Annotated in this window: 5 protein-coding genes; 4 read left to right on the top strand and 1 reads right to left on the bottom strand. The window is 71.3% G+C overall.

Annotated features, from left to right (window positions below; all coding sequences use genetic code 11):
* Window positions 1-3 precede the first annotated feature (3 nt).
* Complete coding sequence (locus tag KZQ38_RS26315) at window positions 4-603, bottom strand: TIGR03086 family metal-binding protein (protein ID WP_219445481.1); 600 nt, start codon at window positions 601-603, stop codon at window positions 4-6.
* Window positions 604-655: 52 nt separating this feature from the next.
* Between KZQ38_RS26315 and KZQ38_RS26320 the strand changes: the two genes are divergently transcribed.
* The 4 genes from KZQ38_RS26320 to KZQ38_RS26335 all read left to right on the top strand — a co-directional run bounded on the left by KZQ38_RS26320 (window position 656) and on the right by KZQ38_RS26335 (window position 14,650).
* Window positions 656-1,081, top strand: coding sequence for a MarR family winged helix-turn-helix transcriptional regulator (locus KZQ38_RS26320; protein WP_308258599.1), 426 nt, complete (start codon window positions 656-658; stop codon window positions 1,079-1,081).
* Window positions 1,082-1,185: 104 nt separating this feature from the next.
* Window positions 1,186-9,852 (top strand): RHS repeat-associated core domain-containing protein, encoded by an 8,667-nt coding sequence (locus KZQ38_RS26325; protein ID WP_219445487.1) that lies wholly within the window; start codon window positions 1,186-1,188, stop codon window positions 9,850-9,852.
* A 5-nt stretch (window positions 9,853-9,857) separates the two neighbouring features.
* The gene (locus tag KZQ38_RS26330) at window positions 9,858-10,193 is read left to right on the top strand and encodes a hypothetical protein (protein ID WP_219445488.1); all 336 of its coding nucleotides are present in this window, start codon (window positions 9,858-9,860) and stop codon (window positions 10,191-10,193) included.
* A gap of 26 nt (window positions 10,194-10,219) precedes the next feature.
* Window positions 10,220-14,650 carry a ricin-type beta-trefoil lectin domain protein gene (locus tag KZQ38_RS26335; protein WP_219445489.1) on the top strand — a complete coding sequence of 1,477 codons (4,431 nt, stop codon included), beginning with the start codon at window positions 10,220-10,222 and terminating at the stop codon, window positions 14,648-14,650.
* Window positions 14,651-14,820: the final 170 nt, after the last annotated feature.

Below are 14,820 nucleotides of genomic sequence, written 5' to 3' on the forward strand. Positions count from 1 at the left end.
TCGTCACTGCGGCAGGGCGTTCTCCGCCGATCGGGCGGTCCAGTGGGGGTCGCGGCCCAGGAGGGTGAGGGTCCGGTGCCAGTCCGGGGCGTCCGCCGCGGTCGGGAGGGCGGGTGCGAAGGGCGCGCCCGGTGCGGTGCGGGTCGGGCCGTCCGGGATGTGCTCGGCCTGGCGCAGCGCGGCGGTGACCAGGTCGGCCGGGTAGTCGATCCCGGTGCCGAGGCTCGCGGCGACGTCCCAGCCGTGCACGAGCGTGTCGACCAGGTGGAAGCCGATCACGACGGGCAGGGGGAAGCGGCGGCCCGCCAGTTCGGGCAGCAGGACCTGCCGGTCGGGGGCGGCGGCGAAGGCGGTGACGACCAGGTCCGCCGACCGGGCGTGGGCGGCGGGTGAGGGGGCTCGTGGTGCGAACGCCTCGGCGGTGACGTCGGCACGCACGGCGGCGGCGAAGCCGTGGTCCTGGCCGATCATGTGCGCCAGCAGGGCGCGGAGGTCCCAGTCGGCGCACGGGGTCGGCCGGTCGAGGTCGGCGGGCGTGACCGCGGCGACGAGAGGGCGGACGGCGTCCACCGCGCGGCGGTGCAGCCCGATAATCGTATGCATGTGCTTACTATCTGCGCCTGTAGATGGTTGGTCAAGCGGTATCGTCGCGGGTGTGACCGGACGGCGCCAGGACCTCGGCGCGTCGTTCGCCCGGTTGACCAGGGCGATGATCGACGCGGAGACCCCGATCCTGGCCGCGCGCGGTGTCGGCATGTGGGAGTACGTCGTGCTCTCCGCGCTGGAGGACGGCGCCGCGCCGACCCAGGCCGAGCTGGCCGCGACCGTCCGCCGCGACAAGACCCGCCTCATCCCGATCCTCGACGCGCTGGAGGGCCGGGGCCTGCTCAGCCGCACCCCGGACCCGGCGGACCGCCGCAACCGGGTCGTGGCGCTCACCGAACCGGGACGGGCCGTGCTCGCCGCGTGCCGCGCGGGCGTCCGCGCGATGGAGGACGAGTTCCTGGCGGCCGTGCCCGCCGCCGAGCGCCGGATCTTCACCACCGTGCTGGAACAGCTCGCCGACCGCACGTCCCGCTGACAAAACCCCAGGTCACAGCGCTGCTCACACCGAGTGTGAGCTGAGTGTGAGGCCGGGTCGCCAAGCTCTCGGCGACTCGCTGCGGTCACACTGGGGGAGGACGCGTGAGACGCGTGCCGATATCTCGTGCCTGGCTGTTCCTGCTGATGGTCGTGCTGCTGCTGGCGCCGCTCACGACCGGATCGCGGACGCTGTTCGACCGGATCGGCGGCCTGCCACCGGGTGCGTCGGAGGCGGCCCCGGAGCAGCGCTCCGGCACCGCCGACGCCGGCCGGGACGGCTCCGGGACGCGGGTCGCCCGCGACCTGGACGACCGGGACCAGCCACGCCCACCGGACGCCGTGCCCGACGAGGCAGGCCCGCTGCCCGCCGTGTGGCGGCCCGACGACGGCCAGGCGGTGGTCACGCCGCACGTCGAGCAGGGCAGGACCGGCCCGGCGATCGACCCGGCGGCCGTGGAGCGGCCCGGTGACCGCACCGAGTCCACGCAGACCTTCGACAACCCGGACGGCACGCGCACGCTGCGCCTGCACACGGGTCCGGCCAACGTCCGACGCGGCGACCAGTGGGTGCCGGTGGACCTGGCGCTGGTCGAGGACCGGGGCCGCTACCGGCCGCGGACCGGGCCGCTGGACGTCCGGCTGGCCCACGCGGCGGCCGACCCCGAGCTGGTCCGGCTCGCGTTCGACGACGACCACGTGCTGACCTACCGGCTGGACGACGCCGCCGACGCGCCGGCCGAGGTGTCCGGCGCGGCGGCCCGCTACCGCGACGTGCGGCCGGGCGCGGACCTCGTCCTCACCGCCACGCGCACCGGCGTGAAGGAGGACCTGGTCCTCGCCTCGGCTACCGCGACCAGCACGTTCACCTTCACCCTCGACACCCGGCGGCTCACGCCCCGGCTGTCCGGCGGCGCGGTCGAGCTGGTGGACGGCGACCGCGTGGTCGCCACCATCCCCGCCGGCCACGCCGACGACGCCAACGGCGTGCGCACGGAGGCCGTCCGCTACGCGCTCGACGCCGTGGACGCCGACACGTGGCGGTTGCGCGTCGAGCTGGACCAGGCGTGGCTGCGTGAGGCGGGCCGCGCGTTCCCGGTGACGCTTGACCCCACGGCCGCGTTGTTCAACGCGGACAGCGACGACAACTACGTGCGGTCGGACAAGCCCGCGAACCACGGTTCCGTCGAACTGGAAGTCGGCCGTGTCGAGGGCAAGCCGGTGTCCCGCGCGTACCTGTCGTTCGACAACGCGCTCGGCACGTTGGCCAACCAGTACATCGTCGGCGCGACGCTCAACCTCGACAACGTCTGGTCGGGTTCCTGCACGCCCCGCTCCGTGTCGGTGTACGAGGTGACCGACCCGTGGCAGAACACGTGGCCCGGCGCGGCCGTCGGGCAGGCGTTGGCCACACGGGAGTTCGCGCACGGCGACGGCTGCGGCCAGCCCGCGTGGGTGAGCTTCCCGCTCGACCCGAAGCTGATGACCCGCTGGACCCACGGAACGGGCCTGCCGCACGGCTTCTCGCTGCGTGCCGCGGACGAGACCGCCAACGGCGGCCGGCGGTTCGCCTCGGCCAACTCCGCCAACCCGCCGTACCTCGACGTCATCTACGCCCCGCAGGGCGCCTCGTTCGAGGTCACGGGCGTCACGCTGCCGACGAACACGCGTGCGGGCAAGCTCGGCGCACGCGTCACGAACCTCGGTGCGGACACGTGGAACGCCAACGTGGACTTCGGGTTCATCGTCAAGCGCAAGGACGGCACGCACATCCGCACGCAGCGCGGCGGCTGGCGGGCGGACATCGGCCCGATGCAGACCCACACGTTCGTGGACCTGCCGATCGAACCCCTCGCACCGGACACCTACGACGTCTTCCTGACGATGTTCGCCGGCGGTCAGGACTTCCAGCAACTGCACCAGGTCCCGTACGCCCGGTTCGAGCTGAAGGTCTCCAACGTCGCCCCGTCGTCGAACCTCCAGCAGCCGGGCAGCGGCGCGACGGTGGAGAACCGCACGCCCACCCTGTACGCGGAGGGCAAGGACGACGACAACTGGCCCGGCCGCGGCCTCTCCTACAAGTTCCGCATCTGCACCGACACGGCGCTGACGCAGAACTGCCAGGAGTCGCCGGACTGGGGTGCCCAGTCGTGGGCGCCGGACACGCTGCGCTGGAACACCACCTACTACTGGGGCGTCAAGACCTACGACACGGTGGACGCCACGCCCAACTGGGTGGGCCCGCTGGCGTTGACCACGCGCGTGCCGCAGCCGCAGATCACCTCGCACCTCGCGGGCACGCCGGACGGCAAGCAGGGACCGGGGCTCGACCCCAGCATCGGCAACTACACCACGGCCGTGACCGACGCACGGGTGGCGACGGTCGGCCCCGACCTGACCATCACGCGGACGTACAACAGCCTCGACCCGCGCCGTGACACGGCGTTCGGCGAGGGATGGGCGTCCCGGCTGGACATGCGGCTGCGCAAGGACGACGACGTCTCCGGCGACGTGGTGATCACCTACCCGACCGGGCGGCAGGTGCGTTACGGGCGGAACGCGGACGCGTCCTACGCGTCGCCTTCGGGCAGCACCGCCGACCTCGTGCACCACACCGACACGGGCCGCTACACGTTGCGGGACAACAGCGGCAACCGGTGGGAGTTCGACGTCCTCGGCCGGCTGGTGCGGATCTTCGACCCGGCCGGGCTGTCCGAGACGCTGGTGCACGACACGCAGGACCGCGTCGCCACCATCACCAACGACGTCAGCGGGCGGCAGCTCTCCTTCACCTGGACCGGGAAGCACGTCGCGACGGTGACGGCGGGCGACCTCGTGTGGACCTACACGTACCAGGGCGACCGGCTCACCAGCGCGTGCGTGCCCGGCGGCGCCCCGAACTGCACGACCTACACGTACCAGGACGGCTCGCACTACCGCAGTTCCGTGCTGGACGACTCGCCACGCGCGTACTGGCGGTTGGGCGAGACCACGGGCGACAAGTTCGCCAACGTGACCGCCCGCCGGAACGGGGAGAACGCCGGCACGCAGCACGCCGTCCTCCTCGGCGCCGGTGGCGCACTGGGCGGCACGAGCGACAAGGGCGCGGCCTTTGACGGCAACAGCAGCTACGTGACGCTGCCGTCCGGACTCACCCCGCACACCATGTCGTTGGCCGTGGAGCTGTGGTTCAAGACGACGGCGCACGGCACGTTGCTCAGCTACGCCGACCAGCCGTTCCCGAACGCCGCGTCCGCGTCGACGCCGATCCTCTACGTGGGCACGGACGGCCTGCTGTACGGCGGGTTCACCGTGCGCGCCACGGACGGCAGGCGGCAGATCGTCAGCCCCTCGGGCGTGGCGGACGGGCAGTGGCACCACGCCGTGCTGTCCGGTGCGATCGACCGCCAGACGCTGTACCTGGACGGGGTCGCGGTCGGTCAGCTGGAGGGCCTGATCGACCACCGGCAGCAGGGCGCGCTGACCCTCGGCGCGGGCTCCGGCAAGGACTGGCCCGCCACCAACGGCGGCGCCTTCCACTTCAACGGCTCCATCGACGAGGTGGCCGTCTACACGCACTCGGTGGGCCCGTTGGCCGCACGCCAGCACTTCGGCGCGCGCAACGCGATCGGCGCGTTGACGTCGGTGCTGCTGCCGCAGGACAACCGGCAGTTCGCGAAGCTCACCTACGACGACATCAACGACCGCGTGTCGACGCTGGTCGACCACGAGGGCGTCACGTGGACGTTGGACACGCCGCAGGTGCAGGACGCCGTGCGCACGGCGGTGATCCGCGGCCCGTCGTCGCACGGTGAGTGGTCCTACACGTTCGACCTCGACAACGGCGGACGGCTGACCGGCCGCCACCACAACGGCGCTTCCCGCACGTACAGCTACAACACGGCCGGGTACCTCTCCGCCACCGTGGACGAGATCGGTGCGCGCACCGAGCAGACCACGGACGCGCGTGGCAACCGGTTGAGCAACAAGACATGCCGTGCGCCGGGCACGTGCAACACGACGTACTTCACCTACCTCCAGTCCGACGACCCGCTGGACCCACGCAGGGACAAGCTCGCGTCGATCTCCGACGCCCGGTCGTCGGGTCCCGAGGACACGACGTACCGCACGAGCTACACCTACGACACGGCCGGTCGGCTGACGCAGACCACCTGGCCGGTCCCCGCCGGGCACACCACCGCGCCGACCGAGACGAACACCTACGAATCCGGTCTCCTCGTCCGGACGACGGGCCGGCGCGGGCAGGTCACCACCTACACGTACGCGCCCAACGGCGACCTGTCCGAGGTGGCCACGCCCGACCGGCAGCGGACGCAGTACACCTACGACGCCCTCGGGCGGCGCAAGACCATCACGTCGGCGAACTCGGGTGGTGTCGCCTACGGCACCACGACCGTCGAGTACACGCCGCGGTCGCAGCCCGCGAAGGTGACCGAGCCCGCCGTGCGCAACCCCATCACGGGCGTGACGCACACGAAGGTCACGTCGTACCGCTACGACGGCAACGGCAACGTGGTGGAGACCTCGGTCTCCGACGCGACCGGCGGTGACGCCACGCGCACCACGACCATGACCTACGACGCGCACGACCGGCTGGCCGCCACGACGTACCAGGACGGCGGCGTCGAGACGCAGGAGTACGCGGACAACGGCCTGACGCACGTCGTCACCGACGTCAAGGGCATCCGCTGGGCCTCCCAGTACGACGAGCGCGGCCTGCTGCTGGCCCGGTCGGCGTCCGGCGCGGGCGTCGACCCGGAGAACCCGGCGGCGACCGGCCTGGCGCTGGAGTCCCACGTGTACGACGCGGCGGGACGGGTGCGGCGGTCCGTGGACGCCATCGGTCGCATCACGACGTTCACCTACTACGACGACGGTCTGCCGGCCACGGTCGTGCGGGAGAACGGCAACGTGACGCTGGAAGACCACACCTACGACCCGGCGGGCCACGAGACCCGGCGCGTCACCACGGGTGGGATCACCACCGTCAACACCTTCGACCCGATGGGCTTCCAGACGTCCAGCACGTTCGACCCCGCGGGCGTCAACCGGAGCGTGACCTTCCAGCGCGACGCGGACGGCAACCCGACCCGCGTCGAGCGCCGCGGCGCGGCCGACCCGAACCGGGTCGAGACGGCCACGTTCGAGTACGACCCGGCGTCGAACCTGACCCGGCAGCACGACCACCTCGTGCCCGGCACGGCGTTCACCACGGCGTACGACTACGACGACCGCGGTTTGCAGATCGCCGTCACGGACCGGCGCGGCCTGACCTCCGAGCGGTCCTACGACGCGACCGGCGCGCTGGTGTCCGTCACGACCCCCGCGACCGAGGTGTGGGACGCCGGTGTCCGGACGGCGTCGTTCCGCGGCACGCGCACGTTGGGGCGCAACGCGTTCGGCGAGGTGACCCACGACCGGGACGCGGCGGGTGGGGTGACCACGAGCGAGTTCGACCCCATGGGCCGGGCCACGGCCGTGACGCTGCCCGACTACACCCCGCCCGGTGGCGCGGTGATCCGGGCGACCACGCGCACCACCTACGACGTGGCCGGCCGCGCGGTGCAGGTCAAGGACCCGCTGGACCGCGTGACGACCTACGACTACGACCCGTACGGGCGCGTCCTGTCCGTCACCAGGCCGCAGGTCGGCGACGTGCCGTCGGTGGCGCGGGTGACCTACGACCGGGTCGGCGAGCCGCGATCGGTGACCGACCCCGCCGGTGGGCGCACCCTGTACACCTACGACGACCTGGGTCGCCGCGTGACCTCGACCAAGGTGGACCGGTCGAGCGGCCAGACGCTGTACTACACGACGACCACCGGCTACGACCAGGCCGGCAACGCCACGTCGGTCACCAACCCGATGGGCGCGGTGTCCACGGCGGCGTACAACGCGGCCGGTGAGGTGCTGACGGCGGCCGACGCCACCAGCCGCGCCACGACCTTCGCGTACGACATCGTCGGTCGGCAGAGCAGGACCACGGACCCGGCCGGCCTGGTCACCACGACCACGTACGACCTGCTGGGTCGGCCGGTGCGCCTGGCGCAGGCCGTGGACGGCGTGGAGAAGCGGGCGTCCACGGCGTCCTACGACGCCGCGGACGCGTTGGTCGGCACGACGTCCGCGGAAGGGCGCACCCGCACGTTGCTGCGCGACGAGCTGGGACGCGTCGTGCGGCAGGACGAGAAGGTCGACGCGACCAAGACCATCGTCACGTCGTTCGGCTACGACAAGCTCGGCAACCGCAGCCGGTTCGTGGACGGCAAGGGCAACGTCACCCTCTACACCAGCACACCGTGGGGCCTGCCCGCGTCCACCGTGGACCCGGCGACGGCCGCGCACCCGGACGACCGCACGTGGACCACGTCCTACGACGCGGCCGGCCAGGCGGTGCGGCTGACCAAGCCGGGCGGCGTGCGCGTGGACCGGACGTTCGACGCGCAGGGCCGGGTGACGCTGGAGACCGGCGTCGGCGCGGACACCGAGGAGAAGTCGTTCGGCTACGACCTGGCCGGCCGGATCACCCGGGTCGGCGGCCCGACCGGGGACAGCGAGTACCGCTACGACGACCGCGGCAACGTGATCCTGACGTTCGGCGCGGCCGGCACCGGCACGTACTCGTACAACGGCGACGACACCGTTGCGACGCGGACGGACGCCAGTGGCACGGCCGTGTTCGAGTACGACCGGGCGGGGCGCATCTCCAGCGTCGTGGACGCGTTGACCGGCCGCACCGTGGACTTCGGCTACGACGCCGCCGGGCGCACGAGCCTCGTCCGCGACCGCTCGGTGAGCGGCTGGATCAGGCGCACCCTGGCGTACGACGGGCTGGGGCGGTTGACCTCCGACCAGGTCGTGCAGTCCGTGGACTCCGGGATCCCGCCGAACACGGTGCTGGGCACCCAGTACGGGTACGACCTGGACGACAAGGCCGTGTCGAAGACCAGCAAGGACAAGGCGGGCACGGTCGACAACGCCTACACGTACGACGGCGCCGGTCGCCTCACCTCGTGGACGGCGTCCGGGACGACCACCGACTACGAGTGGGACGACGCCGGCAACCGCGTCCGCGCGGGCAACGACACCTACACCTACGACGAGCGCAACCGGCTGTTGTCGGGCGCCGGTGCGACGTACACGTACACGGCGCGCGGCACCCTCGCCACCGCGGTGGAGAACGGGCAGACCAAGACGCCGCAGTTCGACGCGTTCGACCGGATGACGGTCAACGGCCAGGGCAACTACGGCTACGACAGCCTCGACCGCCTCATCGACCGCAACGGCAAGGGCTTCCAGTACATGGCCCTGTCGAACGAGGTGGTCTCGGACGGCACGCGGGTGATCAGCCGCCTGCCGGACGGCACGCCGTTCGCCGACAAGGACGCGGCGAGCACGGCGAAGGGCAAGATGCTCTTCACCGACCAGCACGGTGACGTGGTCGCCCGTTACCTCGGCGCGGCCGTGGACGGCCTGAAGACCTACGACCCGTTCGGCAAGGTCACCAGGTCCACCGGTGAGACGTCGTCCCTGGGTTACCAGGGCGACTGGACCGACGGCGACACCGTGCACATGGCGGCCCGCTGGTACTCGCCGGGCACGGGCAGGTTCCTCAGCCGCGACGACTGGAACCTCGACCCGTCCCCGTCCGCCAAGGGCAACCGCTACCAGTACGGCGACAACGACCCGTTCAACAACATCGACCCCACCGGGCACGACGCGTGTGACGGGTTCATCATCCCGCCACGAGCGGGCAAGTTCCTTCCGCCGTGGTTGTCCATCCCGATCGACATGATCTGCAACGCGACGCCCACGGCCTCCGGCTGCGCGGACGTCCTGGTGGACGCCAACGGCAACCCGTGCCCCGGCTACGAGCGCTGCTACACCGGGAGCATCCGGCAGGCGGGGCACTGCCCCATCCCGAAGGGCCCCAACTACTTCGAGGACGACGGCATCCCGCAGAACGGCAACTGCAAGTACCACGTCGGCGGGTGCGCCAAGCCGGGCAAGCCGGGCCAGCCGGGCTCGGACCTGACGGGGCCGTACAACCCCAACAAGAAGCCGTACACCCCGGTGTTCCGGCCCCCGCCGCCGCCGAAGTGGTACATCTTCACCACCCAGCCGCTGGTGCGGTTCGACCCCGGGACGACCGTCCAGCCCCGCCCGCCGGTGGAGGACACCCAGCCCAGCCCCGACAAGGTCGAGGACAAGGGCGACGAGTACACCGACGAGAGCACCGAAGTCAGCCATGACACGGAAAAGCCCTCGACGCCGCCGCCGGGCATCCCGACCGAGCAGGACCTCCCCGGCATCGCGTTGGACAACAACGCGCTCGTCTACTGGTACTCGGGCTCTGACAAGCTCCGGGAGGCGATCGAAGCCGTGGTGGGCGGGCAACGGCCCGTCATCTCGCCTCAGGCGTACTACGAATTCGTCTACAAGAAGAGCAACTCAGCCGATCCCGATCGTCAGAAGTGGCTCCAGGAGATGTTGCGAGACCGCGGCGGGCGAATGGGCCTGCCGGCCAGGGAGGATGAGGTGAGCCGAATCGTGGCTGAGCCCCCCGGGTACAACAAGCCGGGGATGAAGCCGGCGGACGCCCGGGTGTACGACTCCGCCCGGCAGGAGAACCTGGAAATCCTCACCGGTGACAAGGACTTCTGCCGACGGCTGGTCGCCGATCAGTATCCGGTCACGTACATCGTGTTCGGTAAGGAGATGACGTTGCCTCCGAATATGTGCAAACTCTGATGGGCATGTTCAACGAACTCGTCCTGCCCGAAGCGGAGGTTTGTCCGCGGTGCGGGCGGCGGTACCACCGGGTGCTCCAGTTCAAGTACGGCGCGCTGACCCTGCGCATCTACCGGGTCGGTGAGCGGCTGGATCAAGAGGAGTACGACGAGGGCCGCCCGGGTTACCGACGCGTCGCGACCCGGGCACTCACCCGCGGGTGCCCGCACTGCGGGTACGACGACGACCAGATGTTCCGCGTGGTCATCGAGGACGACGTGATCACCAGCGTGACGCCGGACTCCGACGAGATGGCGTACCTGGCGCAAGGGCACCACTACTGGCTGGTCCTCGACGAATGAGCGTCGAACTCGACAGAAGGATGAACATGAGAACACTGAGACGGGCCACCGTCCTCGCGGCGGTCGGGTTCACGATCGGGGCGCTGCTCGCGGCGACACCGGCAGCGGCGGCACCCGTGCCGGTCGACGCGGTCGACTCGGCGGGTGACGCGGTGCCCGGCCAGGTCGTCGCCAAGGACGGGCAGGGGCGCACGCTGGTCTACGTCGAGGGCGAGCGCGAGGACCAGTTGCGCGCCGCCGTGGCGGCGGCGGGTGGCGAGGTCGCGCGGGCCGCCGACGGGCGGGTGAAGGCGGCGGTGCCGGGTGACCGGCTGCGGGACGTCGCCGAGCAGCCCGGGGTGCGGGAGGTGCGGCTGCCCGACCGGGCCGTGCCGATGTCGATCACGTCGGCCGGCGTGGCGGCGGCCAAGGCCGACCTGTGGCACCAGGCGGGCAAGAAGGGCGCGGGGGTCAAGGTCGGCGTCGTGGACGTCGGGTTCGGCCTCTTCCAGGACGCCGTGGACAACGGTGAGCTGCCCGCGGGCACCACCGTGAACAACAGCAACTGCCTGGACGGCACGGCGTTCAGCTCGCACGGCACCGCCGTCGCCGAGGTCGTGCACGACATGGCGCCCGACGCGACCCTGTACCTGGCGTGCGTGGAGGACTCGGTCAGCTTCGCCGCCGCCGAGGAGTGGCTGCGCCAGCAGGGCGTCCAGGTCGTCACGGCCGCGATCGGGTTCGTCAGCCCGACCGGCGGGCGCGGTGACGGCACCGGTCCGGCGGGCAGCCCCGCCGACGTGGTCCGGCGCAGCCGCGAAGCGGGCCTGCTGTGGTCCGTGGCGGCGGGCAACCAGGCCCGCCTGCACTACGGCGGACCGGCGGTGAGCAAGGACGGCGACAAGTGGGTCGAGTTCGCCGGGCTGTCCGCGGAGAACAACGGGTTCACCGTGGACGCCCACAGCACGGCCACCGTCGGGCTGCGCTGGGACGCCTGGCCCACCACGACCGGTGACCTCGACCTGTACGTGATGTCCCAGCCGCACCCGCCGACCGGCCCGACGGACCCGGACATCGCCGCGCGCTCCACGCGTGCGCAGAAGGACACGCCCGGTGGGTTGAGCCCCACCGAGGAGGTCACGTTCACCAACGGCGGCAGCCCGGCGGTGGCGCGGCAGTTCTACGTCTACGTGGAGAACCACACCACTCCGCAGACCACGCCGTTCGACCTGTTCGTCAGCGGGCCCAGCGGCCAGTTGCAGTTCTTCACCGAGGCGGGCAGCGTCACCGAGCCCGCCACGTCGTCCAGCGTCCTGGCGGTCGGCGCGAGCGCGGTCAACACCGGCGCGGTGCACCAGGCCAGCGGGCGCGGGCCCACGATCGACGGGCGCATCAAGCCCGACCTGATCGGCTACAGCAACGTGGACACGTTCACCACCACCGGGCTGGGCGGCACGTCCGCGGCGGCGGCACACGTCGCCGGGGCCGCCGCGTTGCTCAAGTCCAACAACCCGGCGCTGGACGCCGCGCAGATCCAGGCGTCGTTGCGCGCCACGGCGAACCCGAAGCACACCGACAACACGTGGGGCTACGGCGGGCTCTCCCTCGGCGTGCCCACGTCGACTCCCGGGTTCACGGGCGCGGGTTTCACCGTGAACCCCGTGCAGTCCCGTGTGCACACCGGCTCGTTGGGGCCGAACGGCGTGTACACGCTGCCGTTCGCGACCGTGCCCGGTGACACGACCGCCGTGGCGATCACGTTCTCCGCGCGGTCCGATGTGGACACCGTAGTGGACGTGATGCCGGAGGTCGGCTCCGCTCCCGCCACGTCCCTGCGCGTGAAGGGCGGGCAGCTCTTCACGTCGTTGACGGCGTTCGTGCCCCTGGGCGCGGACCGGTCCATCCGGTTGCGCAACAGGTCCGGCACGGCCGTGATCGTGGTCGAGTACCTGGGCCACTTCAGCCCGTCCGAGTCGACCGACCTCTACACGCCGCGGGTGACCCCGTACCGGGTCGTGGACTCCCGTGGCTACAACGGCAGCTCCCGCAACTACCCGCTGGCCGGGGGAGGGGAGCAGTGGATCGGCATCCGGAACGCGGCGAACGTGCCGGCGAACGCCACGTCCGTCGTGGTCAACCTGACCGCGTTCGAGGCGACGGCCGAGCAGTACCTCGGCTTCTTCCCGACCGGGGTGAACTCGGCGACCACCACGTTGGCCCTCGCGCCCGGTGACACCCGGTCGAACCTGTCGGTGGTGCCGATCGGCACGGACGGGCGCATCCACCTCAAGAACTACACCGCGTCCGGGCAGACCGGTTTCGCGGTGGACATCGTCGGCTGGTTCGCGCCCGGTTCGGGCTCGAAGTTCGTGACGCTGCCGGAGGCGGCGCGCGTCGCCGACACCACCACCGGCAACGGCCTGCCGGTCGGCCGGATCGGTGGCGGGCGCTCGGCGGCGGTGCAGGTCAAGGGCATCGCCGGGATCAGCGCGTCGTCCGTGGCGGCGGCGATGACGGTGACCTCGACCGAAGACCTGTTCGGCACCGAGCTGACCGTGACGCCGCAGGAGAAGGCGTGGCAGTCGATGACCAGCATGGCCTCGCGCAAGCGCGAGCCGCTGGCCGGCATGGTCCTCGCGCCGCTGGGCGCGAGCGGCAAGGTCGACATCCGCAACGAGCGCGGCAACGCGGACGTGTCGGTCGACGTGTCCGGCTACTTCGTCGGCGGGACCTACACGCCCGGCACGGACAACTGCGTCCACGCGGACGACCCGGCGGGCTTCACGTCCGTGTTCGACGGCCGCGCCGAGTACAACCTGGGCGGGTGGCGCAAGGCGGGCGCGAAGCAGCTCAAGGTCGAGGGCTGCGAACTCGTCACCGACACCGGCACCGACGTCACCTGGTACGGCGCGCGGACGTTCGGCAACGACTACACGCTGAAGGTGGACTGGAAGGCGCAGTCCGCGGAGTCCGACTCGGGCGTGTTCGTGCTGTTCCCCAACCCCGGCGACGACCCGGCCGCGCCCGGCACGAACGGGGTCGAGGTCAACATCGCGGCGGCGTCCAGCACCGGCACGCAGACCGGCAGCATCACCGGTCTCCAGGGGCCCAGCGCCCTGGCGGCCAAGCCGGTCGGCGAGTGGAACACCTACGAGATCAGCGTCCGGTGGAACATGGTGACCGTGCTGCTCAACGGCACCAAGGTCAACGAGATCAAGCTGCCCGCCGGCCGGTACGCCAAGCACAGCTACATCGGCTTGCAGAACAACGGCACCTTCGACCCGGTCCGGTTCCGCAACGTGCGGATCAAGAAGGACAGCCCCATCACGTCGGGCGCGTTCGTCAACAGCGGCAAGTGCCTCAACCTCCGCGGTGAGACCCCGTACCAGCCCGTGGTCGAACTGCTCACCTGCAACGGCGGTTTCGGCCAGGTCGCGACGACGCCCGGCGAGGGCTCCATCCAGCTCGGCGGCCGGTGCGTGACGCCGGAGGGCGGCGGCACGGGCAACGGGACGCTCGTGGTGGTCCAGGACTGCTCGGGCAGCGAGGCCGACGCGTGGATCACGCGGCCGGACGGCCGGATCGTGAACATCAACTCGGGTCGCTGCCTGACGTCCGACTCGGGCGTCGACGGCGCGCGGCTGCGGATCTCCGACTGCTCGCCCACCGCGTCCTCCCAGGTGTGGCAGATCCCGACCGCGCGCGGCCGGTCCGGCGTGGTCTCCGGTCCCGGCGGCAAGTGCCTGGACGTGGCGGGCCACAACCCGTTGGACAACAAGGCGATCCTGTGGCCGTGCAACGGGTGGGTCGCGCAGAACTGGGTCGTCATCGGTGACGGCACGGTGCGCGGCGAGGGCAAGTGCCTGGACGTGGCGGGCAGCGGCACCGCGGACGGCACCCCGGTGAACCTGTGGACGTGCAACAACAACCCGGCCCAGCAGTGGACGGAGCGTGCCGACGGCACGTTCCAGAACCCGCAGTCCGGCAAGTGCCTGACCTCGGCGTCCACCGACGACGCGGCGTTGTTGTCGATCCAGCCGTGCACGGCGTCGCCGACGCAGCGCTGGCGGCTGACGGCGGAGCACCTGATGCGTGGTTGGGTGCCCGGTTTCGTCGGCAAGTGCGCCGAGCTGGGGAACAACGACGTGAACTCGTTGGTCGTGCAGCTGGGCACGTGCCGCGGCGTGTCGACGCAGGTGTTCTGGAACGTCGGCGACAACGCGCTGCGCTCGGGCGGCGGGCGTTGCCTGGACATCTCCAGCACCAACAACCGCACGCCCGTCACGACGGCCGTGTGCGCGCCCGGGTGGACGAGCCAGCAGTGGGTGACGCGCTACACGGGCGCGATCGTGAACCCCCTGTCCAACCGCTGCCTGGACGTCCGCGACGGCATGACCGCTGACGGCACCCTGTTGCAGATCAACGACTGCCACGGCGGCCTGACGCAGGTCTGGGGTGTTCCGGCGAAGACCGCCTGACCACCCCGTCCCCCGGAGCCCTGCCCGCACGCTCACCGCGGGCAGGGCTCCGCCACCCCATCGGTGGATCGACCGTGACAGTGCGGAAACGTGGGTAATGGCCCCGGGCCGAAGCTCGGGGCCATTACCGTGTTTCCGAAAAAGTAAAAGGCCCAGGTGAAAACCTGGGC

It is taken from the genome of Saccharothrix obliqua (assembly GCF_019375475.1).
GTDB classification, from domain to species: domain Bacteria; phylum Actinomycetota; class Actinomycetes; order Mycobacteriales; family Pseudonocardiaceae; genus Actinosynnema; species Actinosynnema obliqua.